This window comes from Streptomyces sp. NPDC054872 (genome assembly GCF_053610705.1).
Genome location: NZ_JBSGYY010000020.1, coordinates 1 through 24,685 on the forward strand (window position 1 = coordinate 1; position 24,685 = coordinate 24,685).

The 24,685-nt window shown below is 70.5% G+C and carries 19 protein-coding genes and 1 tRNA gene; 13 read left to right on the top strand and 7 right to left on the bottom strand.

All coding sequences use genetic code 11. The annotated features are described in order from the left end of the window. Nucleotides 1–43: 43 nt before the first annotated feature. Entirely contained in the window at nucleotides 44–1,600 is a 1,557-nt protein-coding gene (locus ACWGIH_RS24015) for an MFS transporter (RefSeq protein WP_453446317.1), read from the bottom strand. Nucleotides 1,601–1,662: 62 nt separating this feature from the next. On the opposite strand from ACWGIH_RS24015, the gene ACWGIH_RS24020 reads away from it, so the two are divergent. Beyond that, on the top strand, nucleotides 1,663–2,718 hold the full coding sequence (locus ACWGIH_RS24020) for a helix-turn-helix transcriptional regulator (protein WP_453446315.1): 1,056 nt from the start codon (nucleotides 1,663–1,665) through the stop codon (nucleotides 2,716–2,718). Between the two features lie 87 nt (nucleotides 2,719–2,805). On the opposite strand, the gene ACWGIH_RS24025 is transcribed toward ACWGIH_RS24020, so the two are convergent. Further along, entirely contained in the window at nucleotides 2,806–3,813 is a 1,008-nt protein-coding gene (locus tag ACWGIH_RS24025) for a sigma-70 family RNA polymerase sigma factor (RefSeq protein ID WP_453446313.1), read from the bottom strand. Nucleotides 3,814–3,997: 184 nt separating this feature from the next. On the opposite strand from ACWGIH_RS24025, the gene ACWGIH_RS24030 reads away from it, so the two are divergent. Both ACWGIH_RS24030 and ACWGIH_RS24035 read left to right on the top strand, forming a co-directional pair. Beyond that, complete coding sequence (locus ACWGIH_RS24030) at nucleotides 3,998–4,540, top strand: N-acetyltransferase family protein (RefSeq protein WP_453446311.1); 543 nt, start codon at nucleotides 3,998–4,000, stop codon at nucleotides 4,538–4,540. Between the two features lie 81 nt (nucleotides 4,541–4,621). Continuing rightward, a complete protein-coding gene (locus ACWGIH_RS24035) occupies nucleotides 4,622–5,662 on the top strand; it encodes a questin oxidase family protein (RefSeq protein WP_453446310.1) in 1,041 nt (346 codons plus the stop codon). A 15-nt stretch (nucleotides 5,663–5,677) separates the two neighbouring features. Here the strand turns inward: ACWGIH_RS24035 and ACWGIH_RS24040 are convergent, their stop codons facing one another. Then, entirely contained in the window at nucleotides 5,678–6,460 is a 783-nt protein-coding gene (locus ACWGIH_RS24040; RefSeq protein ID WP_453446308.1) for a dioxygenase family protein, read from the bottom strand. 119 nt (nucleotides 6,461–6,579) lie between these two features. Here ACWGIH_RS24040 and ACWGIH_RS24045 point away from each other — a divergent pair, with 119 nt between their 5' ends. Next, nucleotides 6,580–7,095 carry a MarR family winged helix-turn-helix transcriptional regulator gene (locus ACWGIH_RS24045; protein ID WP_453446306.1) on the top strand — a complete coding sequence of 172 codons (516 nt, stop codon included), beginning with the start codon at nucleotides 6,580–6,582 and terminating at the stop codon, nucleotides 7,093–7,095. Nucleotides 7,096–7,123: 28 nt separating this feature from the next. Here the strand turns inward: ACWGIH_RS24045 and ACWGIH_RS24050 are convergent, their stop codons facing one another. Continuing rightward, nucleotides 7,124–8,638, bottom strand: coding sequence for an MFS transporter (locus ACWGIH_RS24050; RefSeq protein ID WP_453446304.1), 1,515 nt, complete (start codon nucleotides 8,636–8,638; stop codon nucleotides 7,124–7,126). Between the two features lie 141 nt (nucleotides 8,639–8,779). Beyond that, nucleotides 8,780–9,436, bottom strand: a complete 657-nt coding sequence (locus ACWGIH_RS24055; RefSeq protein WP_453446303.1) for a TetR/AcrR family transcriptional regulator — start codon at nucleotides 9,434–9,436, stop codon at nucleotides 8,780–8,782. Nucleotides 9,437–9,721: 285 nt separating this feature from the next. Between ACWGIH_RS24055 and ACWGIH_RS24060 the strand changes: the two genes are divergently transcribed. Further along, nucleotides 9,722–11,005, top strand: a complete 1,284-nt coding sequence (locus tag ACWGIH_RS24060; protein ID WP_453446301.1) for a M6 family metalloprotease domain-containing protein — start codon at nucleotides 9,722–9,724, stop codon at nucleotides 11,003–11,005. 9 nt (nucleotides 11,006–11,014) lie between these two features. Here ACWGIH_RS24060 and rho read toward each other — a convergent pair whose 3' ends face one another. Further along, nucleotides 11,015–12,226 carry a transcription termination factor Rho gene (gene rho / locus ACWGIH_RS24065; protein ID WP_453446299.1) on the bottom strand — a complete coding sequence of 404 codons (1,212 nt, stop codon included), beginning with the start codon at nucleotides 12,224–12,226 and terminating at the stop codon, nucleotides 11,015–11,017. Between the two features lie 365 nt (nucleotides 12,227–12,591). Here rho and ACWGIH_RS24070 point away from each other — a divergent pair, with 365 nt between their 5' ends. The 5 genes from ACWGIH_RS24070 (at nucleotide 12,592) to ACWGIH_RS24090 (ending at nucleotide 19,329) form a co-directional block, all read left to right on the top strand. Further along, entirely contained in the window at nucleotides 12,592–13,395 is an 804-nt protein-coding gene (locus tag ACWGIH_RS24070; RefSeq protein WP_453446298.1) for a 3-hydroxybutyrate dehydrogenase, read from the top strand. 80 nt (nucleotides 13,396–13,475) lie between these two features. After that, the gene (locus tag ACWGIH_RS24075) at nucleotides 13,476–14,912 is read left to right on the top strand and encodes an MFS transporter (RefSeq protein ID WP_453446297.1); all 1,437 of its coding nucleotides are present in this window, start codon (nucleotides 13,476–13,478) and stop codon (nucleotides 14,910–14,912) included. A 77-nt stretch (nucleotides 14,913–14,989) separates the two neighbouring features. Then, entirely contained in the window at nucleotides 14,990–16,984 is a 1,995-nt protein-coding gene (locus ACWGIH_RS24080; protein ID WP_453446296.1) for a helix-turn-helix domain-containing protein, read from the top strand. A gap of 83 nt (nucleotides 16,985–17,067) precedes the next feature. Beyond that, nucleotides 17,068–19,173 carry a pectinesterase family protein gene (locus tag ACWGIH_RS24085; RefSeq protein WP_453446295.1) on the top strand — a complete coding sequence of 702 codons (2,106 nt, stop codon included), beginning with the start codon at nucleotides 17,068–17,070 and terminating at the stop codon, nucleotides 19,171–19,173. Between the two features lie 83 nt (nucleotides 19,174–19,256). Continuing rightward, nucleotides 19,257–19,329 (top strand) — tRNA-Arg (locus ACWGIH_RS24090). Nucleotides 19,330–19,375: 46 nt separating this feature from the next. Here the strand turns inward: ACWGIH_RS24090 and ACWGIH_RS24095 are convergent. Next, on the bottom strand, nucleotides 19,376–20,563 hold the full coding sequence (locus ACWGIH_RS24095) for a hypothetical protein (RefSeq protein WP_453446294.1): 1,188 nt from the start codon (nucleotides 20,561–20,563) through the stop codon (nucleotides 19,376–19,378). A 560-nt stretch (nucleotides 20,564–21,123) separates the two neighbouring features. Here ACWGIH_RS24095 and ACWGIH_RS24100 point away from each other — a divergent pair. From ACWGIH_RS24100 to ACWGIH_RS24110, 3 genes are all read left to right on the top strand, one after another. Then, the gene (locus ACWGIH_RS24100; protein WP_453446293.1) at nucleotides 21,124–23,010 is read left to right on the top strand and encodes a transglycosylase domain-containing protein; all 1,887 of its coding nucleotides are present in this window, start codon (nucleotides 21,124–21,126) and stop codon (nucleotides 23,008–23,010) included. A 58-nt stretch (nucleotides 23,011–23,068) separates the two neighbouring features. After that, nucleotides 23,069–23,680 (top strand): serine/arginine repetitive matrix protein 2, encoded by a 612-nt coding sequence (locus ACWGIH_RS24105; RefSeq protein WP_453446291.1) that lies wholly within the window; start codon nucleotides 23,069–23,071, stop codon nucleotides 23,678–23,680. Nucleotides 23,681–23,749: 69 nt separating this feature from the next. Further along, a complete protein-coding gene (locus tag ACWGIH_RS24110) occupies nucleotides 23,750–24,679 on the top strand; it encodes a MerR family transcriptional regulator (RefSeq protein WP_453446290.1) in 930 nt (309 codons plus the stop codon). Nucleotides 24,680–24,685 lie beyond the last annotated feature (6 nt).

The following is a 24,685-nucleotide window of genomic DNA, read 5'->3' on the forward strand; positions in this document are numbered from 1 at the left end:
GAGCTCTGAGCTCCGCCTGGGCCGCGCCCCGTCACTCCCGCGCTCAGGAGGTCAACACGGTCTCCCGCTCGCCGAGTTCATCACCGGAGGCGACGACGGCCGCGTCCTCACTGTCACCGCCGCCGTCACCACCCTCCACGTGCTGCCGCGGCTTCGACGGCAGGGCGAACATCAGCAGGAAGATGGCGACGAGCACGCCGACGACCCACCACAGCGAGTTCTGGAACGCGCCGACGATCTCCATCGGCACCTCGCTCCGCGCCGCCCTCTCGTCGATCACGCCGAAGAACACCACCGAGACCAGGCCGAGCCCGAGCGCCGTACCCATCTGCTGCACAGTGTTGAGCAGCCCGGACGCGGACCCGGAGTGCTCGCGCGGCACGTCCGACAGGATGGCGTCGGTCAGCGGCGCGACGATGAATCCCATGCCGGCGCCCATCACGGCCAGCGGCAGCGCCATCTGCCAGGACGCGATGCCCGCTCCGTACCGGTCCGCCTCCCAGATGTAGAGCAGCACCCCGGCGGCCATGATGAGCGCGCCGCCCTGCAGCACCTTGCGCCCGAACCGCGGCACGAGCTTCTGCACGGACATGCCGGCGGCCACCGAGACGGCGATCGAGAACGGGATTCCGGTCGTGCCCGCCCGCAGCGCGGTCCAGCCGAGCCCCGTCTGCATGTAGAGCGTCCAGACCAGGAAGAAGATGCCCAGCGCGACACCGAACACGGTCTGCACCGCGATGCCCGCCGCGAAGCTCTTCACCTTGAACAGGGAAAGCTCCACCAGCGGCGAACCGTCCTTGGCCGCCTTCGCCTTCTCGTACGCGATGAGCGCGCCGAAGACGACGAGTCCGCCCGCCATCATGGCGTAACCCCACAGCGGCCAGTCCAACTCCCGCCCACGGGTGAGCGGGTAGAGCACCATCAGCAGGCCGAGCGTGACGAGGACGACGCCGACAAGGTCGAGCTTGAGGGCCTTCGGCGCCTTGGACTCGCTGATGAACTTGCTGCCGAGGATCAGTCCCGCGATGCCGACCGGCAGGTTGATGAGGAAGATCGGGCGCCATTCGAGACCGAACAGGTTCCACTGGGTCAGGAGCGCGCCGAGGAGCGGGCCCGAGACGGCCCCGAGGCCGACGATCATCCCGAAGAGGCCGAAGACCTTGCCGCGCTCGTGCGCCGGGAAGGTGGCGTGCACGATCGACAGGACCTGCGGCACCATCATCGCGGCCATGCCGCCCTGCAGGATGCGCGACGCGACCAGCATCTCCGGGTTCGCGGCGAACCCGCAGAGCGCGGAGGCGACGGTGAAGCCGCCGATCCCTATCAGGAACATCCGCTTGCGCCCGTGGATGTCACCGAGCCGCCCGCCGGTGATGAGTCCGGCGGCGAACGCGAGCGCGTAGCCCGCGGTGATCCACTGGATCTGGCTGTACGAGGCGCCTGCTTCCTCCTGGATGGAGGGGATCGCGATGTTGACGATGGTGACGTCGACGAGGTCCATGAAGGCCGCCGTCATCACGATGGCGAGGGCGAACCAGCGGCGCCGGTCGGCCGCGGCGGCCGCTCCGGTCGGTGCTGTGGCGGGGCTGCTGAAAGTCATGAGAGGAGACTAGAAGTCATATAGGCCAGAGTGTGTCCTAGATGGGCGGCATCCTGGAGAACATGACATCAACTTCGGGCACGTCTTCGGAAAGGTCCGGCGGCTCGGGCTCCGGATCTGGTGATGCGGACACCCCGGCTCGGGTCGCGGACACCCCGGCTCGGCTGCTGCAGCTGCTCTCCCTCCTCCAGACACCGCGCGAGTGGCCGGGCGGGGAGCTGTCGGACCGGCTCGGCGTCAGCCGTCGTACGGTGCGGCGCGACATCGACCGGCTGCGGGACCTCGGCTATCCGGTGCAGGCCAGCCAGGGGGCGACCGGCGGCTACCGCCTGGTCGCCGGGAAGGCCATGCCGCCGCTCGTCCTGGACGACGAGGAGGCGGTGGCGATCGCGGTGGGGCTGCGGGCCGGGGCGGGGCACGCGGTGGAGGGTGTGGAGGAGGCGTCGGTCCGGGCACTGGCGAAGCTCGAACAGGTCCTGCCCTCCCGCCTGCGCCACCGGGTCCAGACCCTCCAGATCGCGACGACCCCCCTGACCAGCGGCGACGGCGCGAGCATCGCGCCCGAGACGCTCACGGTCATGGCGTCCGCGGCGGCGGGCCAGGAGCGCCTCCGTTTCGCCTACCGCTCCGGTGACGGCACGGAGTCCCGCCGTCTGACGGAGCCGCACCGTCTCGTGTCGACGGGACGGCGCTGGTATCTGGTGGCGTACGACATCGACCGCGACGACTGGCGCACGTTCCGGGTGGACCGGGTGTCGTCACCCTTCGCGACCGGCGCCCGCTTCGTGCCGCGGGAGCTGCCCACGGGGGACGCGGCGGAATTCATCCGCCGGTCGATGTGGCGGGGTCAGCCTTCGTACGAGATCGACGTGACGTTCGAGGCGTCCGCGGAGTCCATCGCCGGGGCGTTCCCCTCGGCACTGGGCACGCCGGAGCCGCTGAGCGCCACCAGGTGCCGGCTCCGCTCCTCGGTGACTGACTCCATCGAGTGGCTGGCGGTCCGCTTGACCACGGCAGGCTGCGACTTCGTGGCCCATGGCCCACCGGAGCTGCTCGCTTCCCTCCGGGAGCTGGGCTCCCGCATGACGCGGGCGTCTGGGGCCTATACCCCGGAGTAACGGGTGGGTGGGTGGGAGAGAGCCCCAGTGCCGGGGGGGGATGGCACCGGGGCTCAGCTGATGGACGGCTTCGCGGGCCGCCAAGGCCTAGGCCGCCGCGTCGAAGCCCGTGTCCCGAGCCAACTTCTTCAGCTCAAGAAGCGCGTGCTTCTCGATCTGGCGGATCCGCTCCCGGGTCAGACCGTGCTGCTTGCCGACCTCCGTCAGGGTCCGCTCGCGGCCGTCGTCGATGCCGTACCGCATCTTGATGATGGAGGCGGTGCGCTGGTCGAGGCGGCCGATCAGGTCGTCCAGCTCCTCGCTGCGCAGCAGGGTCAGGACGGACTGCTCGGGCGAGACCGCGGAGGTGTCCTCCAGGAGGTCACCGAACTGCGTGTCCCCGTTGTCGTCCACGCCCATGTTGAGCGAGACCGGGTCACGCGCCCAGTCCAGGACGTCCGTGACACGCGAAGGCGTGGAGTCGAGCTCCGCCGCGACCTCTTCCGGCTCGGGGTCGCGTCCGTTCTTGCGGTTGAACTCGCGCATGACCCGGCGGATCCGGCCCAGCTCCTCCACCAGGTGGACGGGCAGCCGGATGGTGCGGGACTGGTCGGCTATGGAGCGCGTGATGGCCTGACGGATCCACCACGTGGCGTACGTGGAGAACTTGAAGCCCTTGGCGTAGTCGAACTTCTCGACCGCGCGGACCAGGCCCGCGTTCCCCTCCTGGATCAGGTCGAGCAGCGGCAGGCCACTGCGCGGATAGCGGCGGGCCACGGCGACGACCAGACGCAGGTTCGACCGGATGAAGACGTCCTTGGCCCGCTCGCCGTCGGCGACGAGCGCCTCCAGCTCCTCGCGGGACGCGGAGGCGCCGGGGACGGAGTCCTCGACATCGCCGTCCAGTATCTTCCGGGCATACACACCGGCCTCGATGATCTGGGACAGCTCGACTTCCTTGGCGGCGTCGAGCAGCGGCGTACGCGCGATCTCGTCGAGGTACATGCCGACCAGGTCGCGGTCGGCGATCTCCCCGCCTACGGCGCGAACACTGCGTGCCGCGTCGGTCTCGCCGGAGGAGGCGGACTTACGACGGGCGACGGCACGGGTTGCCATGCGTGCTCCCTTGCGTGTGGAGGTCCTGGTCGGCCCTTTTCACGGGCCTCTGTGGTGGAAACCACACCCTTGCGGGTGCCCTGCTTCCGATGGAAACAACGACTGGAATCCGGACAGAATTCCCAAGCCGCGTAACTATTTTCCTGACGTTGCAGTACCCTGTGCCGCCACAAAGGGAGGCCGGATGCCGTCGGAGCGTAACGAGGTGCAGGTCAGGCCGGGCGCGGAGGCCGATCTGGGGGCCCTGACCGCCATCTACAACCACTACGTACGCGAGACGCCGATCACATTCGACACGGCCGTCTTTCTGCCGGAAGAGCGCCGCCCTTGGCTGCTCTCCCACCCTGAAGACGGCCCCCACCGCCTCTTGGTTGCCCAGGAGCGGGATTCCGGCCTGATCCTCGGGTACGTCACGAGTTCTCCTTTCCGGGTCAAGCCCGCGTACGCCACCTCTGTGGAAGTCAGCGTCTACTGCGCGCCGGAAGCCGCGGGCCGCGGCATCGGCACCTTGCTCTACACGGCGCTCTTCGAGGCCCTCGAAGGGGAGGACCTGCACCGCGCCTACGCCGGCATCGCCCAGCCGAACGACGCTTCCGGCCGCCTCCACGAACGCTTCGGCTTCCGGCACGTCGGCACGTATCGCGAGGTGGGCCGCAAGTTCGGCCGCTACTGGGACGTCGCCTGGTACGAGCGTCCCCTCGGCCCCGGCAACCGAAGCGGGTCCTAGGTCCCGACCCGGGCCGCCCTAAGCCCTGACCTAGGGCGCAAGGCCGTTACGCCTTCACCCGGGCCCGCCTACCGTGCCGCCATGGACGCCACAGCAGACGCCGGAACCGACACCACCGGCACCCTCGACGAAGCCCTGCAGCGCCTGCACGCCTCGGGCCCCGAGCGGCTCGGACGGCTCACCAACCACGCGCCGATGGCCGTCGAGGCGCTCGCCGCGCACGGCCTCTCCGGTGCGGTCCACCGCTGGCTCGAGCTGTACGCGCCGAGGTTGGAGGAGTACCCGGGCGCGGTCGGAACAATCACCGACGACGACTGGCGCGAGGCCCTCGGCGATCCGCGCCGGGTGGCGGACTGGATCGCGTACTTCGGCAGGCAGGTCGACGAACGCCCGTGGCGCGACGTCCTCGCCACCTGGTGGCCCCGCCTGCTGCCGGGCATGTACGGCGGCTCCACGCACCCGGTGATCCGTGTCGGCCACGCGGTGCGCACGCTCCTGTCCGGCGAGGCGACCGGACCCCGCGTCACCGAACTCGCCCACGGCCTCGGCTACTGGGCCGCCCGGCACCACCCCGTCCCCGGTGTTCGGCTCCTGCCCCTGAGCGCGGGTACGGCAGCCGCCGCCCTGGACGCCGTCGAGCCGATCCCTGACAGGGAGAGCGGCGGTTTCCCCGCCAGGCTCGGCAGGGTCGTGGGCCTGCCCGCGTGGGCGGTGACCGTGACGGACCCGGACGAGGCGCGCCGCGGGCTCACCGATCTTGTGCGGGCGGCCACCCACCGGTACGCCACGCACGGCCACGGCGAGGCGACCATGCTGGTGCACGCGTCGACGGCACCCAACGCCGTGCTGCGCGCCCTGCCCGCGCTGCCCCAAACCCTGTGGGCGCCGAGCCTGCACGCGGCCTGGACGGCTTCGGCCGCCGTGACCTCGATGTACGCCCCCGACGCCCCGGTCACGTACACCGCGCCCGGCATCCACGCCCCCGAGGAGGTCTTCGAGCGGGCCCTCGCGCACGGCGACGAGCACGTCATCAAGTTCGCCGACACGGCACTGGACGTGGGCGACGAGCACGCCCTGACGGCGGCCCTGCGCGCGATCGAGATCAGTGAACCGCTCACATAACTCGATGGCGCCCCCTCAGCCGAACTGCACCGACCTCTTCGCGAGCCCCATCCAGAACCCGTCGATGACACTCCGCTGCCCGCCGAGGTCCCCCGATGCCTCCGCGGCCCCCAGCGTCACGAACAAGGGCGCGAAGTGCTCCGTACGCGGGTGCGCGAGCTCGCCCGCCGGAGACTTGTGCCGGAAGTCGAGGAGACCGTCGATGTCGCCCGCGTCGAGCGCCTCGTGCCCCCACGCGTCGAACTCGACCGACCAGGACGGCGTACCGCCCTGGCGCAGCGCGGCCAGGTTGTGCGTGAAGAAGCCGCTGCCGACGATCAGGACGCCCTCGTCCCGCAGCGGCGCGAGCTTGCGGCCGATGTCCATCAGGCTCGCGGGATCGAGGGTCGGCAGGGAGATCTGGAGCACGGGGACGTCCGCGTCGGGATACATCTCGACGAGCGGGACATACGCTCCGTGGTCGAGCCCGCGATCCGGGATGTCCTGCACCGGCGTACCGGCCCCGCGCAGCAGTTTGCGTACGGAGTCGGCCAGTTGAGGGGCGCCGGGGGCTGCGTAGGTGACCTGGTAGTAGTGCTCGGGGAAGCCCCAGAAGTCGTACACGAGCGGCACGGACTCCGTCGCGCCGAGCGCGAGCGGGGCCTCTTCCCAGTGGGCGGAGACCATGAGGATGGCCTTGGGGCGCGGCAGCCCCGCCGACCAGGCGCGGAGCTGGTCCGGCCAGAGCGCGTCGTCGGCCAGCGGCGGTGCGCCGTGGCTCAGGTACAGGGCGGGCATGCGCTCCTGGGTTGCGGTCATGGCGGCGCCTCCGAGAACGTACAAAGGACGATTTACTTTAACTCTCAAGCTTCCACTCGAAGGTGACCCTACTCCCGCATTGTTTAAGTTTCAAGGAAGGGCTGCGTACAGTGGAGTACATGGACACGGCACCCACTTCTCCCCCCGACGGGGAACCGCGCTGGCTCGACGACGAGGAACAGCGCACCTGGCTCGCGTATCTGCAGGCCACCACGCTCCTGGAGGATCACCTCGACCGCCAGTTGCAGCGTGACGCCGGCATGCCGCACATCTACTACGGGCTCCTGGTCCAGCTCTCCGTCGCCCCGCGGCGGCGCCAACGCATGACGGAGCTGGCCAAGAACACCAAGATCACCCGGTCCCGTCTCTCGCACGCCATCGCGCGCCTGGAGAAGAACGGCTGGGTGCGCCGCGAGGACTGCCCCTCCGACAAGCGCGGCCAGTTCGCGATCCTCACCGACGACGGGTACGAGGTGCTGCGCAGGACCGCGCCCGGCCATGTCACCGCCGTGCGCCAGGCACTCTTCGACCGGCTCACCCCGGAACAGCAGAAGTCCCTCGGCGAGATCATGGTGATCGTCGCCGAGGGACTTCAGCCGAAGGAGGCGGGGGCGGACCTGCCCTGGCTCCGCTAGGCCCCCTTCATGGTGCGGGCGCCCGGGGTCAGTGCGCGACCACCGGGATCCGCACCTCGTCCTCGACGCCCTCGCTGTCGCCGGAACCCGACGCGGCCGGCGAGCCGCTCTGGGCACCGGTGTTGATGAGGGCGAAGGCGATCGCGGCGGCGGCGGCCAGGATGCCGACGGCCCACCAGATCGCGCTGGTGTAGCCCTCGACCATGGCCTGCGCCTGGACCAGCTTCTGGGCCGCGGGAGTCGTCGCACCCGCCGCGTGGTCCGCGATGTACGCGGTCGTGGCGGAGGCGGCGATGGTGTTCAGGAGGGCGGTGCCGATGGCGCCGCCGACCTGCTGCGAGGTGTTGACCATCGCGGAGGCGACACCCGAGTCACGCGGCTCCACACCGTGCGTGGCGAGCGACATGGCGGGCATGAACGCCGTACCCATGCCGAGGCCGAGCAGCAGCTGCGCGGGCAGGATCAGACCGGCGTACGAGGTGCCGATCTCCAACTGTGTCAGGAGCAGCATGCCGATGGCCGCGACCACGAAACCCGGGCCCATCAGAAGCCGCGGCGCGACGCGGGTCATCAGACGGGCGCCGATCTGCGTGGAGCCCGTGATCATGCCGACGATCATCGGCAGGAACGCGAAGCCGGTCTTCACCGGCGAGAAGCCCTTGACGATCTGCAGGTAGTACGTGAGGAAGAGGAACAGGCCGAACATCGCGATGATCGCGAGGCCGAGCGAGAGGTAGACGCCGCCACGGTTGCGCTCGGTCAGGACGCGCAGCGGGAGCAGCGGCGACTTGACCTTCGCCTCGGTGAGGACGAACGCGGCGAGCAGGACGGCGGAGCCGACGAACATGCCGATGGTCAGGGAGTCCGACCAGCCGGCCGACTCGGCGCGCGTGAAGCCGTAGACGAGGGCGACCAGACCGAGGGTGGACAGGATCACGCCCGGGATGTCGAGCGGCGAGCGGTTGCGGGCGCCGGCCGGCTCACGGATGACGAAGTAGGCGCCGAGCGCGGCGACGGCGGCGAACGGGATGTTCACGAAGAACGTCCAGCGCCAGTTCAGGTACTCGGTGAGGAAGCCGCCGAGGATCAGGCCGACGGCGCCACCGCCACCGGCGATCGCACCGTAGATGCCGAACGCCTTGGCGCGCTCCTTGGCATCGGTGAACATCACGGCGAGCAGCGACAGGGCGGCGGGCGCGAGCAGCGCGCCGAACACACCCTGCAGGGCGCGGGCGCCCAGCATCATGCCCTCACCGGTGGCCGCGCCGCCGAGCGCGGAGGCCGCGGCGAAGCCGATCAGGCCGGTCACGAAGGTGCGCTTGCGGCCCCAGAGGTCGGCTATGCGGCCGCCGAAGAGCAGCAGACCACCGAAGGCAAGGGCGTAGGCCGTGATGACCCACTGGCGGTTGCCGTCCGAGATGCCGAGGTCCTGTTGGGCGGAGGGCAGCGCGATGTTCACGATGGTCGCGTCGAGGACGACCATCAGCTGCGCGAGCGCGATGAAGATCAGCGCTTTCCAGCGCCTGGGATCTGTTTCTGACATGGGAGTAGCCACCTAGCGGTACGTGTGGTGAAAAAGTGACGGAAAAGCGACGCGTGCCGCGCACGACGAAGGCGCGTGCCTCGTGCCGCCTGGAACGTGATCGAAAGTGATCGAGCGGGGTCGAGCCGGGTCAGGCGTGACTCAGGACTGGCGGAGGTCCTCCAAGGTCGCCGCCTCACCGGGCAGCTCGGAGCGGGCCGGTGCCATCAGGCCGTCGAGGAACAGCTGAAGATGACGGTGGACGAAGCGGTCCATGTTCGGGCACGCCGTACCGGGCAGCGGCCTCGTGAGCTGGGAGAGGGCGACCATCAGGTCCCCGACGGCGATGTCGGTGCGCAGCTGCCCGGCCGCGCGCGCCCGTTGCATGAGCCCGTCGATCACGGCTTCCAGCCGCTCACGGGCATCGACCAGATCCGGGTGATCGGGGTCGAAGGCCGCCTGGAGGATCGGGCACAGGGCGCCGATCCGCTCGTCGGCGGAGGCATGGACGAACCGGCGCAGGGCGTCGAACGCGACACTCGGGTCGGCGTCCGCGGCCTCGATCGCCGCCTCGGCGTGGGCCGAGACGCGGTCGGTGACAAGCAGGACGACCTGGTGGACCAGTTCGGAACGGTCGGAGAAGTGCCGGTAGACCGTGGCGTTGCCGACGCCGGCCCGGCGCGCGACCTCGTCGAACGGCACATCGGGGCCGAACTCGACGAACATCTCGCGTGCGGCGGCGACGATCCGCTCCCGGTTGCGCAGGGCGTCGGCCCGCGGGCGGGGCGTGCGGCGCTGCGCGACGGTGGCGGTTTCCACGGCGGCTCTCCTCAAGTCTGCGGTGGAGCCTCCGGACGGTGCCGGAGCCTCTGATGCGCGATACGGGGAATCACTCCCCGTTTCGCTCGGACACAGGTCTAAACGGGGAGACAGTCCCCGGATATTTCCCGTCCCCCGACTTTCTTCCTGTGACCCGCGTCACACCTACATGAACAAGAAACCCACGATCGGTCGCACCCAGCGAGCGCCCGCGCACCCACCGGCACAGGGTGATCGAAAGGGTGCAGCCAGGACCGGCGGCTGCCGCTACGGGAAGGCCCACGCATGCAGCAGCCGACCTGGAGGCAGATATGCGGCGCGCGACGTGGCACTGCACTCGCCACCTGCGCCGTCCTTGCTTTCACGGTCACCACATCGGCGAGCACCGGCCGCCTGATGGAGGAGTCCCCCACGGCGGCGGGCCCCTCGTCCCTGGCCCGCGCGACCACGCTCAACCCGTGCATGATCAACGGCACGATGGGCGTCCAGATGTCGGAGGGCATGCCCACCCCCACCGGCTACTCCCGCTCCACCGGCACCGTCCGTGCCCTGAACCTCATGGTCGACTTCTCCGACGCCCCCGGTGAGGGCACCGCGCTCGACCGCCTCGCGGAGTTCTTCCCGCAGACGTCGGACTGGTTCCGGACCAGCTCCTACGGACGGCTCGACTACCGCCCGGAGTCCCCGGTCTCCGACTGGCTGCGGATGCCCAAGAGCTTCAAGGAGTACGGGATAGAGCGCGGCGCCCCCTTCGACCCCGGCTACCGCGAGCTGGTCACGGACATCGTGGCGGCGGCCGACCCGGACGTGGACTTCCGGGAGTACGACCTGGTGAACATCCTCATCACGCCGAACGCGGGCCCTTCCGCGCTCGACACGGTCCTCTCGGTGACCTTCGCGGGCAACACCGAGGCCCCCGTCGCGGACGGCGTCCCGGTCTCGAACGCGTCCTTCGTCTACAGCAGGCAGGACGACGGCTCGGGCAGCTACCGCGAGACCGGCTACCGCGTGCTCCCCCACGAGAACGGCCACGTCTTCGGCCTGCCCGACCTCTACACGCAGGAGGGCGGCGGCGCGGTCGGCCACTGGGACATCATGAGCGAGGACTGGGGCGCCAACAACGACCTGGTGGCCTGGCACAAGTGGAAGCTCGGCTGGCTCGGCGACGACCAGGTCAGCTGCGCGTCGAACGCCGGCACCACCGAGCACACGCTGAGCCCGCTGCCGACGGAGGGCGGCACCAAGCTCGCCTTCGTGCCGCTGAGCGAGCGGACGGGGTACGCCGTCGAGGTGCGCACCCGCGGCGGCAACGACGAGGCGATCTGCAAGCCGGGCGTCCTCATCTACCGGGTGGACGCGGAGGTCGACACCGGCCATGGCCCGATCACGGTCGCCGACTCCACGAAGGACAGCGGCGGCTGCACGCGCCGGCCGAACGTCCACGCGGAGCTGTCCGACGCGACCTACGAGCCCGGACAGACCTTCACGGACAAGAAGACGGGCGTACGCATCACGGTGACGGACGTCGACGAGGCGGGCCGCTACCGGGTGCACGTCACCCGGCCGTGAGGCCACGCCTCAGCCGCCGTTGACCTTGGCGGACCCGGCGCCGGGCACGGTCTGCTGCACCTGGCGCAGGAAGGCGACGTTGTCCGGGGTCTTGCGCAGGCGCTCGATCAGCGCCTCCAGGTTGCTCTGCGCGTCCCTGCCGTGCAGGGCGCGCCGCAGGCCGCGTACGGCCGTCAACTCGTCGGCGGGCACCAGGAGTTCGTCACGTCGTGTGCCGGAAGGGGTGACGTCGACGGCGGGGAAGACCCGGCGTTCGGCCATGCCCCGGTCGAGGCGGAGCTCCATGTTGCCGGTGCCCTTGAGCTCCTCGAAGTAGTAGTCGTCGGCGCGCGATCCGGTCTCCACGAGCACGGTGGCGAGCATGGTCAGGGACCCGCCCTCCTCCGCACACCGCGCGGCACCGAAGAGGCGCTTCGGCCCCTGGATCGCGGCGGCGTCGACACCTCCGGAGAGGGTACGGCCGCCGCTGGAGGCCGCGTTGTTGTACGCGCGGCACAGCCGGGTGAGGGAGTCGAAGAGCATGACGACGTCCTTGCCCTCCTCGGTGAGCCGCTTGGCGCGCTCGACGGCGAGTTCGGCCAGGGCGATGTGCTGCTTGGCAGGCCGGTCGAAGGTCGAGGCGAGCACTTCACCCCGTACGGAACGCTTCATGTCCGTGACCTCTTCGGGCCGTTCGTCGAGCAGCACCACCATGAGGTGCGCCTCGGGGTGGTTCGCGCTGACGGCTGCGGCGATCTGCTGGAGCAGAACGGTCTTGCCGGTGCGGGGCGGCGCGACGATGAGGCCGCGCTGGCCCTTGCCGACGGGGGCGACGAGGTCGATGAGCCGGGTGGCGACACTGCCGCCGCCGCTGCCGGGCGCCTCCAGGCGGAGCCGCTCGCGAGGGTGCAGCGGGGTCAGGTCGCCGAACCGCGTGCGCCTGCGCAGGGCTTCGGCGGAGTGTCCGTTGACCCGCTCGACGCCGGTCAGGGTGCGGGCCTTGCCGCAGACGCCCTCGACCAGGTCACCTGCGCGCAGGCCGAGCCGGCGGATGAGCGCGGAGGGGACCTGTACGTCGTTCGGGGTGGGGAGGCAATCGCCCGTACGGAGATGGCCGTTGGCGTTGTGACTCACGTCGAGGATGCCGGAGGCGGCGACGACGGGGGTCGCGGAGGCCGTGGAGGTGGCCGTGGTGGCGGCTGTGGTGATGGTCTTGTCGCGGGAAATGGTTGCGGTACTCATGATGGGGTCCTTTCGCGTGCATGCGAATGAAGGGGCCCGGCGGAACGGTGTGTTCACGTCCCGTACGACGGGCAGAGGGAAGAACTGCGGCAGAAGGCTTCGCGAAGAGAAGAGACGCGAACCGGGGGAGCCGCTGGACTACGAGAGCCTCGACGAGGCGGAAGAAAAGAAGATTGGCACCGGCGCCGCAGAAGGCGGCGTACACACGTGCTGTTTGCAAGGTAGCACAGCTCGCGGCGCTTCGAACGTGACGTGGGTCACCAGGGATGTACCCGGACCGTCGCGCCCCTCCACATGAAGCGCTCCCCGGTTATGTGGGCCCCACACATGGGATCCCCGCCCGGCGCACCCTTACGTTTCCGGCCATGACGAGCCCCACTCCCGGCCCCACACCCCGCGGTGTCACCCCCGCAGCCCCCGCCGGAACCGATCTCTCCGGACGCACCGCCCTGGTCACAGGCGGCGCCAGCGGCATCGGCCGGGCCTGCGCCGTGGCCCTGGCCGACGCGGGCGCCTTCGTCCACGTCGTGGACCGGCACGCCGACGCGGCCAAGGACGTCGCCGACGAGATCGACGGCGAGGCGCACGCCGTGGACCTCGCCGACCCCGCCGCCGTGCACACCCTGCCCACGCGCGTCGACGTCCTCGTCAACAGCGCCGGGCTCCAGCACGTCGCCGCCATCGAGGAGTTCCCCCCGGAACGGTTCGACCTGATCCAACGGGTCATGGTCACCGCGCCGTTCCTCCTGCTGCGCAGGACGCTGCCCCACATGTACGCCCGCGGCTGGGGCCGTGTCGTGAACATCTCCAGCGTGCACGGGCTGCGCGCGAGCGCCTTCAAGTCCGCCTACGTCACCGCCAAGCACGCCCTGGAAGGCCTGAGCAAGGTCACCGCCCTGGAAGGCGCGACGCACGGCGTCACCAGCAACTGCCTCTGCCCCGGCTACACCCGCACGCCCCTCGTCGAGGACCAGATCAGCGCCCAGGCCACCGCCCACGGCATCGCGCCCGAGCAGGTCCTGACCGACGTACTGCTGCGGCGCTCCGCGACCAAGCGGCTCATCGAACCCGAGGAGATCGCCGCCGCCGCGCTCTGGCTCTGCGGCCCGCACAGCGGCTTCGTCACCGGCGCCTCGCTGCCCCTGGACGGCGGCTGGACCGCCGGCTGAACCCCGCTCCCCCCCCCAGTCAACTCCCGCTCCCACAAAGCCTTTTCACCACACGTCCCCATCGAGAAACGGATCACGCCATGGCAGCCGCAACGCCGCGTGCCCAGGGCAAGACCCCGGGCACGCCAGGTATCGCCCGCATCATCAGCGCAAGCCTCATCGGCACCACCATCGAGTGGTACGACTTCTTCCTCTACGGTTCGGCCGCCGCGCTCGTCTTCAACACCCTCTTCTTCCCCGACAGCGACCCCCTGGTCGGCACCCTCCTCGCCTTCCTCACCTACGCCGTCGGCTTCGCCGCCCGGCCCCTCGGCGGCGTCGTGTTCGGCCACTACGGCGACAAGATCGGCCGCAAGAAGCTGCTCGTGCTCAGCCTGATGATGATGGGCGGCGCCACCTTCGCGATGGGCCTGCTGCCCACCCACGCCACCCTCGGCGTCGGCGCCCCGATCCTGCTCACCGTGTTGCGCCTCATCCAGGGCTTCGCGCTCGGCGGCGAGTGGGGCGGCGCCGTCCTGATCGTCTCCGAGCACGGCGACGACAAGAACCGCGGCTTCTGGGCATCCTGGCCGCAGGCGGGCGCCCCCGGCGGCAACCTCCTTGCCACCGGCGTCCTCGCGCTCCTCGCCGCCGTCCAGTCCGACGAGGCGTTCCTCGCCTGGGGCTGGCGCATCCCCTTCCTGCTCTCCGGGGTGCTCGTGATCATCGGCCTGTGGATACGGGTGTCGGTCTCGGAGTCGCCGCTGTTCCTGGAGGCGCAGGCGAAGGCGAAGGCCGCCGAGGCAGCGGGGGAGGCCGCCCCGCAGGACGCCCCCGTCGTCGAGGTCTTCCGGCACAACTGGCGCGGCGTCCTCACCGCGATCGGCACCCGGCTCGGCGAGAACGTCTCGTACTACATCCTCACGGCCTTCGTCCTCGTCTACGTCACCGTGCACCTGGAACTGCCCAAGAGCACCGCCCTGAACGCCGTCCTCATCGGCTCCGCCGTGCACTTCGTGACGATCCCGCTGTGGGGCGCGCTCTCGGACCGCATCGGCCGCAGGCCCGTCACCCTGATCGGCTCCATCGGCATGGCCCTGTGGGCGTTCGCGTTCTTCGCGCTCGTCGACAGCGAGTCCTTCGCCGTGATCACCCTCGCCGTCACGGTCGGGCTGCTCCTGCACGGCGCGATGTACGGGCCGCAGGCCGCCTTCATCTCGGAGATGTTCGACACGAAGGTGCGGTACTCCGGGGCCTCGATGGGCTCGCAGCTCGCGTCCATCATCGGCGGCGCGCTCGCGCCGATCGTCGCGGTGGAGCTCCTCAAGGACTTCGGTTCGGCGACGCCGGTGTCGCTCTACGTCTGCGTGACGGTGGTGATCACGACGCTGACGGTCCTCGTGGCGAAGGAGACCCGGGGACGTTCCCTCGCCTCCCCCACTTCCCCCACTTCCCCCGCCTCTCCCGCCTCCCCGACCGGAAAGGGATCAACTTCCGAGGGTGCGAGCGGCACGACCTCGGCGACAATCGGAAGCTGAACCGCACCACCAGCACACGCACCACCGGCACGCGCGCCACCAGCACGCGCACCCCGCTCCCGGAGGCGACCCGTCGTATGACCAGCTCCCCAGACGCCGCCCACCGGGAGCAGGTGTGCACCGCAGCCCTGCGTGAGCTGCTCGACCTGCTCGCCCAGGACGCGCCGGCCGAGCAGTTCGCCCGGCCGGCGGCCGCGGCCCGCGCCGCGGGAGCGAGCGGCGACCGGCTCGCGGCGATCGACGAGGCCACGCAGACCGCCCTGCGCGTACGGCGCACCCTGAACCAGCACCAGCGCAGGGAGGCCGAGCTGACCGCCCTGTTCGACACGGCGGGCGACCTCGCCGCGCTGCGCGACCTGGACGCGGTGCTCCGCGCCATCGTGCACCGGGCCAAGCTCCTTCTCCGTACGGACGTCGCGTATCTGTCCCTCAACGACCCCGCGGCGGGCGACACCTACATGCGCGTGACGGACGGCTCGGTCTCCGCCGCGTTCCAGAATCTGCGCCTGGGCATGGGCGAGGGGCTCGGCGGCCTAGTCGCCCAGACCGCCCGCCCGTACGCCACCGGGGACTACGAGGTCGACCCCCGCTTCCAGCACACCGCGCCCATCGACAGCGCCGTACTGGAAGAGGGCCTGCACGCCATCCTCGGCGTACCGCTGCGGCAGGGCACCCACATCATCGGGGTCCTCTACGCCGCCGACCGCACCGCCCGCGCCTTCACGCCGGACGAGGGCGCGCTGCTCTCCTCGCTCGCCGACCACGCGGCCATCGCCATCGACAGCGCGCGCCGCATGGAGGAGACCCGCGCCGCGCTCGTCGACCTGAACGCGGCATCGCAGACCATCCGCGCGCACAGCGAGGCACTGCGCCGGGCCGAGGACGCGCACGACCGCCTGACCGATCTCGTGCTGCGCGGCGGCGACTTCACCGAGGTCGCCACCGCCATCGGCGCCCTCCTGGACGGCGGCACCCTCATCCACGACGCGGACGGCACGGAGCTCGCCCGGGTGGGGGGCGGGGGTGCCGGGGGCGGGGGCGCCGGAGACGATGGCGGCGCCGGGGGTGACGGGAGCGCCGAACCCCGCAGGCCCGCGGCCAAGGCCGTCGCCGCGTCGCGTGCCAGCGGCCGGGCGGTGCCCCTCGACGGGACCTGGGTGTGCGCGGTCCTCGCGGGCCCGGAACTCCTCGGCAGCATCGCCCTCACCGGCCGGCCCGACCTCGGTGAGGCCGACCGACGCCTCTTCGAGCGCGCCGGGGTCGTCACCGCGCTGCTCCTGCTGCTTCGCCGCTCGGCCGCCGAGGCCGAGGACCGCGTACGCGGTGAACTCCTCGGCGACCTGCTCTCCCTCTCCGGCACCCCGAGCCGCCTGACCGCGCGCGCCCGCCGCCTGGAGGTCGATCTGGCCCTGCCCCACGCGGTGTTCGTCGCTCACAGCGAGGCGGCGTCCCGCCGGCTCCTGCTCTCGTCGGCCGCGCGCGCGGCCCGCGCCCACCGCGGCCTGTCCGGTCTGCACCACGACCACGTGGCCCTGGTGATCCCTGCCGACGACACGGGCTCCCGGGCCCGCGCGCTCGCCGCCGAGCTCACCCAGGCCGTCGGAGCGCCGGTCACGGTCGGCGCCGCGGGCCCCGCGATCGGCCCCGAGGCCCTCTCGCTGGCCCACGCGGAGGCGTTGCGGTGCCTCTCCGCGCTGCGCGCGCTCGGCCACACCGGGCGGGGCGCGGACCTCCCCGACCTCGGCTTTCTCGGCGTACTCCTCGGCGAGGACACGAACCTCGACTCGTACGTACGCCGCACGCTGGGCCCCGTCCTCGACTACGACACCAGGCGCGGCACGGAGCTCGTGCACACCCTGCGGGCCTACTTCGCCTGCGGCATGAGCCAGTCCAAGGCGAAGGACTCCCTCCACGTGCACGTGAACACCGTGGTCCAACGCCTGGACCGGATAGGCCACTTGCTCGGCGCCGACTGGCAGTCCCCGGAACGAGCACTGGAGATCCAGCTGGCGTTGCGCCTGCACGCGTACACGTCGGCATCGGCGTCGGCCTCGGCATCGGCGTCGATTTAGAAGGCCCTCGGCAACCAATCCGCCCGGTGGTGGCAACTGCCCTGCGCAACGCACACCAACGATCTTCAGGGCGGCTACCCCACATGAAGCACACGAGGCACACGAGGCGCACGAGGCACACGAGAGCGACGCAGCAGCGGCACCGCAGGCGGCGGCTGATCGGCCTGCGTCTCGGCATCCCGGTGGCCGTGGCGGCCGCGGCGGGTCTCACGTACGGCACGGCGTTCGGCGTATTCGGCGAGGACGCACAGCCGAGGGCATCGGCGGCATCGGGCTCCGCCACCACCTGGGCAGCGGACGTCGCCGACGGTTTCGCCTCGGTCGACGCTCTCGGCCAGAACGGGACGTACGGCGGACGCGACGGGAAGACGGTCACCGTCAAGACGCTCTCGGACCTGGAGAAGTACGCGACGGCCTCCGATCCGTACGTCATCGTGGTCGCCGCGACGATCACGATGAACCCCAAGGGCAAGGAGATCAAGGTCGCGTCCGACAAGACGATCGTGGGTTCCGGGACCTCGGGCCAGATCGTCGGGGGCGGCTTCTTCCTGGGCCAGGGCGTGCACAACGTGATCATCCGGAACCTCACGATCCGGGACTCGTACGCGGGCACGTGGAACGACAAGGAGCACGACTTCGACGCCGTACAGATGGACGGCGCGCACCACGTCTGGATCGACCACAACGACCTGCGGCACATGGCCGACGGCCTGATAGACAGCCGCAAGGACACCACGTACCTGACGGTGTCCTGGAACAAGCTGAGCGACAACAACAAGACCTTCGGCATCGGCTGGACCGAGAACACCACGGCCGACATCACGATCCACCACAACTGGATCCGCGAGACCGAGCAGCGCAATCCGTCCACCGACAACGTGGCCCACGCGCACCTCTACAACAACTATCTCCAGGACGTGGCGGGCACGGACATCACCTCGTCCTACGGGAACTACTCGCGCGGCAACACGAAGATGGTCCTGGAGAACAGCTACTTCGAGGGCCTCAACAACCCGGTCACGAAAGACAGTTCGGCGTCGGTCGTGCAACGCGGCAACGTCTTCGTCCGCACCAGCGGGCGCAACGAGAGCGGCGGCACAGCCTTCGACCCGAAGAGTTTCTACGCCTACACGCTCGACAAGGCGGCGGACGTCCCGGCGAAACTGAAGGCGGGGGCGGGCCCGCGCGCGACGCTCGGCGTCACGTCGGCGAAGGAATCATCGTCCTCGGCAGCGAGCACCCTCACCGTGGCGAAGGACGGCAGCGGGCAGTACAGGACGGTCCAGGCCGCGGTCGACGCCGTGCCCGCGAACAACCCGTCGCGGGTCACGATCTCCGTCAAGCCGGGCACGTACCGCGAGACGGTCAAGATCCCGGCCAACAAGCCGTACGTCACCCTGCAGGGCACGGGCGGCAGCCGCAAGGACACGGTCATCGTGTACGACAACGCCGCGGGCACGCCCAAGCCGGACGGTTCCGGCACCTACGGCACCTCGGGCAGCGCGACCGTCGCCGCGGAGGCGGACGACTTCCAGGCCCGGAACCTGACGATCTCCAACGACTTCGACGAGAAGACCCACCAGAACCTTGCCGGCCACCAGGCGGTGGCCCTGCGCACGGCCGCCGACAAGGCGTTCATCGACGGCGTGATCGTCGAGGGTGACCAGGACACCTTGCTCCTCGACACCGCGTCCAAGGCCAAGCTGGGCCGTGCGTACATCAGGAACTCCTACATCGTGGGCAACACCGACTTCATCTTCGGCCGGGCGACGGCCGTGGTGGACCGCTCGGTGATCACCCTCAAGAAGCGCTGGGACGGCTCCTCGCAGGGCTACGTGACCGCGCCCTCGACCGCGCCCGACCGCAAGGGCTTCCTGATCACCGGCACCACGGTCAACGGCGACGTGTCCGCGCGCAGCTTCTACCTGGGCCGCAACTGGCACGCGGGCGGGGACGCGAGCCTCGACCCGCAGACGACGGTCCGCGACTCCTCCCTCAGCGCCGCCATCAGGGCCACTCCGTGGACGGACATGGGCGGCTTCTCCTGGAAGGACGACCGTTTCGCGGAGTACAAGAACACGGGCGCGGGCGCGGGCCCGGCAAGCGGCGACCGCCCCCACCTGACGGACACGCAGGCCACGGGCCAGGAGATCGACGACTGGCTGGCAGGCTGGACCCCGAAGCCCTGAACCCCCCACCCCCGGCCACGCACCGCCGCCCCACCCCCATCCGCTACCCTGTCTGGAACCGCCATCCGTGGCGGCACCGCGTTGCCTTCGTAGCTCAGGGGATAGAGCACCGCTCTCCTAAAGCGGGTGTCGCAGGTTCGAATCCTGCCGGGGGCACAAAGGGAAAGGCCCCGGACCGATCTTGGTCCGGGGCCTTTGCTGTTTACGAGGCCGCGGGTTCGTCCGGTTCGGGTTCGGGCTCGTCCGCCGTGTACGGGTGGACGTAGCGGTCCTTGTTGAAGGGGGTGAACCAGGTGGTGATGCCCATGGGGGTGATGCCCAGGGCCTCGCCCGCCTCGCTTTCGTCTATGCCGTCCGTCGCGTCGTCGTAGAGCCACTCGTGGTCCATGTCCTCGTAGACCAGCTCGGCGAAGTACTCCAAGGCGGACGAGACGCCCTCGTCCAGGAGGCCGAAGGTGTCCAGCGTGACCTCGGCCTCGCGCAGCAGCAGTCTGAGCGCCAGCTCCTCGGCCACGCAGCTCAGCTGCCGGAAGCTTCCCTCGGTCAGGCGTGTCGTCAGGGAGATCGCCGTGACCAGGAAGCGGCGGGCGAAGCGGGCGTCGTACTGCAGGGCGTAGCGCGGGGGCAGCTCGTCCAGGAGCCACATGGGGCCGTCGCACTCGGCGACGTTCGTCGCCTCCCGGTCCAGGGCGTGCGCGTCCTGGAACAGCTCGTCCAGGAGAACATCCGTACCCCAGATCAACGCTCCCGCGGCCAGCTCGGCGTCCTCGATCGTCATTCCCGCGTCGGAGTCCGGTGCGTCTTCCGCAGAGGCGGCGCTCTCGTTCGCCGCCTTCTCCTCCCCCTCCCCCTCGGGTACGCCGAACACTCCCACCCCGAACGCCGCGAGCTTCGGGGCCATGGCCCGGATCTTGGAGCGGAGCGCGTCGGTCTCGACCGTCGTCCCGACCGCGTGCGGGGACGCCGCTTCACCTGCCAGTCCCATCAGGCGCGCGCGGCGGGACTCGACGTCGCTCGGCGGGGCGTCCGGGCCGTCGGCCGCGTCCAGGCTCTCCCTCGCCTGGTCCGGGTGCAGCTCCACCTGGCATCGCTCGACGGTCCAGTCCCCGAGCAGCTCCGTACGCTCCAGGAGTTCTTCCACGAGTTCGCGGACGGTCTCCTCGGCCAGCTCCAGCGTCGAGGCGTCCACGAAGACCTTCAGGAGCGCTCCACCGGGATACACGCCCACAAAGGTGTCGCGGAGCCGGATCTCCGCTCCGTCGGGTCCCGCGATCTCCTCCACGGACTCGAAGCCGTCCTCGAGGAGAGCACCGGCGCCGATCCGCTGCAGCTCATCCATCTCCGGGGTACCGGCGGCTATCCGGGCGTCCACACTCACTGCATACGTCACACAACACAGCCTCGCAGGCGAGAGCACCGCTTGCGCCCGCAACGCCTGCTTCCCACCCGTCCCGGGGGCCGCCCCACAGCCTTCGCGCATTCAACCTGTGTCGTCCGTCCCCGTCAGGGAACACGGGAGGAGAAGCGGTGGCTATCGGTGGCTTCGGGTTGTGACGGTGTTCTTCGCGCCGCGCCGCAGCCGCAGCAGCCGTCGCTCTCGAGCTCCCACGGAGGTCGGCGCACTCCCGCGTCGCCGACCCCGTGGTGGAGGCGGGCCGGCCGTGGCCAAGGGGAGCCGCCGCGGCCGGGCCCCGCCAGTGGTGGGAGCCATCAGGCACTCTCTCCCTGTCAGGCACTCTGTTACGACCCCCTGATACGTCCCGGGCCAACCCTCCCCCACGCCGCCCCCTCTCCCCCACCATGGGGACACACACTCAGGGGAAACGTAGCCGTAGCCGTCGCCGTAGTCATGGGCGTCGTCCTCTCGTCGACTATCCCCGTCACGGCAGACGCGGTCTCCTGCGGTGGGTTCCCTCCTGGCGGCAGGGGCTCGGCGGGTTCGCGTTCCTGGTGGTCGTCCTCGGGTGCCTCTTCGGTCTCGTGTACGCCTCCGTCGACATTCCCGACGAGAACGCCGCCGCCCGGCGCGAGGCCAACGTCTACTACTGGGCCGACGGCACCCAGATGGTGAGCACCGGCGAGGTGAACCGGCAGAACGTGCGGCTCTCGGAGATTCCCGACGCCGTCGAGAACGCCGTCATCGCCGCCGAGAACGACACCTTCTACAGCGACTCCGGCGTCTCGCCGAAGGGGCTGGCCCGTGCCGCCGTCAACATGGTCCGCGGTCAGGAGACCCAGGGCGGCTCCACCATCACCCAGCAGTACGTGAAGAACACCTACCTCTCGCAGGACCAGACGGTGACGCGGAAGGTGAAGGAGTTCGTCATCGCGCTGAAGGTGGACCGGAAGAAGAGCAAGCGGGAGATTCTCCAGGGGTACCTCAACACCAGTTGGTTCGGGCGTGGCGCCTATGGCATCGAAGCCGCCGCCCACGCCTACTACGGCATCCCCGCCCGGCAGTTGGACCCCAGCCAAGGGGCCGCACTCGCCGCCCTGTTGAAGGGCGCGGAGCAGTACGACCCCTCCGTGAGCGCGGTCAATCACCATCGCTCCGAGGCCCGTTGGAAGTGGATCCTCGACCGGCAGGTCAAGGCCGGGCTCATGAAGGCCGAGACCCGTGGGAAGTTCACCACCTACCCCGAACCCCACAAGGAGTCCCGGACCACCAGCCTCGGCGGGCAGACCGGCTACCTCGTGGACGTGGCGAACAAATACATCAAGCAGCACACCTCCCTCACCGACAAGGACCTCGCGCGCGGCGGCTACCAGATCCACACCACCTTCGACCGGACCAAGGTGCGGCGCCTGAAGGGCGCGGTCGAGAACGTCCTCGACCGCGAGATCGACCCGAAGAAACGCGCCGCCGACAAGGGCGTACAGGTCGGTGCCGCCTCCGTGCGCCCTTCCGACGGCGCCATCGTCGCCCTCTACGGAGGGTCCGACGCCACCGAGCACTTCACCAACAACGCCGACACCTCCGGCGTCCCCGTCGGCTCCGCCTTCAAGCCCTTCGTGCTCGCCTCCGCCCTTGAGCACGGCATCGGCACGTCGGGACGCGGTACGCCGTGGCAGTCCGTCTCCGCCGGTAGCTCCTACGACGACGGCGGCCGCCTTCGAGAATCCGCCGCGCCCACCCTCGCGAGCGGCATCGACCCCGGCCGGCCGAACGGCATGGACGGCGCGAGCGGCACGGACGGCACCCACCCCACCCTCCGCCAGGCCCTGGCGAAGGGCGGCAACGCCACCTACGTGCGCCTGGGCAAGGACGTCGGGTGGGAGCGGGTGCGGCGCACCGCCGTCGCGGCCGGGCTGCTCGAAGGCAGCATGGCGCGCCTGGAGCGGACCTTCCCCATCGGCACGTCGACCCCCAGCGCGATCCGCATGGCCAACGCCTACGGCACCTTCGTCAGCCGCGGCCTGCGGCACGACCCGTACTCGGTGACCGAGGTCGTCAAGAACGACGAGACCGTCGACGGCCTCGCGAGGCCCGGTGCGCGGCGCGCGCTGGACCCCGATGTGGCCGACGAGACCGCCGCCGCGATGCGGGGCGTCGGCACGTCAGCCGTGGGGCGGCCGGTCGTCGCCGGCCGCACCGGCGACCAGGACCGCTTCCGGTCCGCCTGGTTCACCGCGACCACCGATGAGCTCTCGACCGCCGTGACGATGTTCAGGACCAGCCCGGACAAGCCACAGTTGCTGCCCATGTCGGGTGTGGGCGGGGCGGGTTCGCAGCACGGGAACGCCTTTCCCGTCCAGATCTGGCGCGACTACGTGAAGTCGACCGGCGACAGCGGCGGCAGCAGCGACGGCCGCGACGACAGCGGCAGTCAGCCATAGTCCGACCCGGGGGACAGCACCCTTCCCCAACCCCCCGCCAGACTGTCATCGTTCCGATATGTATCCCTATGGGCCGCCGCCCGGGCCGCCGCCCCGCATCGACGCGGGGCAACTGCGGCCCCGCCGGGGGTGGTTCGTGGTCGCCGCGGTGATCGCGGCGGTCTGTGTGGGCATCGGTGTCGCGAGCTTCCTGCTGACGCTGACCTCGACGGTGGACTCCGTCGACGACGACAAGGCGTTCACCAGCGGGCAGTCCGTCACGCTGCGGATCGGACCTGACGACGCCGCCGCCATCTACGTACGCAGCCCCTTCGTCACCCGCGCGCGCTGCGAGGTCGTATCCGGCCCCTCCGGCTCCGCGCCGCGCGTGACGACGCCGGAGAGCACCTTCACCGTCACCAAGGGCAGCGTCGAGTGGGAGCGGGTGTTCGTGCTCAAGACGGACACGGCGGCGGACTACCGCGTGACGTGCGACGACCGGCGCGGCGCCCTCACGTTCGCCCCCGGCGACGACGCCGATCTCGCCTCGTTCGTCGGCGGCATCGTCGTGACCGTCGTCGTGCCGCTCCTCGGCCTCCTCGCGGGCTCCGGCATCGCGATCATCGTCGGGGTACGGCGCGGCAGGCACCGCCGCTGGCTGGAGGCCCAGGCGTATTACGGCCACCGTTGACCTTCCCCCTGGGGCAGAGCCCATCGTCGGCGTGCCGGGCCACGGGGCCCGGTGACGGAGGATGCCCCCATGGACGCGCACGCACAGGCAGACGTACCGGCAGACGCACGGGAAGACCTACCGGCAGACGCACCGGCCGGTGGCGAACCCCTGCTCACCATCGGTGAGTTCGCCGCCCGCGCACGGCTCTCGCCCAAGGCACTGCGCCTGTACGACCGCCTCGGGCTGCTGGCCCCCGCGCACGTCGACGCCTTCACCGGCTACCGCCGCTACCGCGCGGCGCAGGTGGAACACGCCCGCACCGTCGTCCTGCTGCGCCGCCTCGGCATGCCGCTCGCGGACATCACCGCGACGGTACGGCTCGACGGCGACGAGGCGGAGCGGGCGGTCGCCGCGTACTGGGCGGGCGTCGAGGAGCGGCACGCGGAGCAGCGCACGCTCGTGGGGTACCTCCGTGGACGACTGGCCGGAAGAGGTTCTGAGATGTACGGGAAAGATTTCGACGTCAAGACGGTCGACGTGCCCGAGCAGTACGTCATCTGCGAGAGCAGGCACCTGCTCGCCGAGGAGCTGCCCGCCTGGATCGGCGCGGCGACGGGCCGCCTTGAAGAGGCGGCCGAGAGCGAATGCGGCGGCGTGGCGAACTCGCCGTTCGTCGTCTACCACGCCGAGGTCACACAGGACAGCGACGGCCCGGCGGAGGCCTGCGTACCGGTCAGGGACGCGGCGGCGGCTCGGGCGTGGGCGGCGAAGGCGGGGCTCCGGCGGGGCGCCGGCTTCCGGGTGGAGCCAGCCCACCGGATCGCCTGCACCCGCATCACCAAGGCCCAGGTCTCCTATCCGCAGATCCTCGGTGCGTTCGAGGCCGTGGAGGCGTGGGTGGCCCGCGAAGGCCTGAAGGTCGCCGGAGCGTGCCGCGAGATCTACTTCGTGGAGTGGGACTCCGCCGGTCCGGAGGACCAGGTGTGCGACGTGGCGTTCCCGGTGGCGACCCCGTAACTCCCG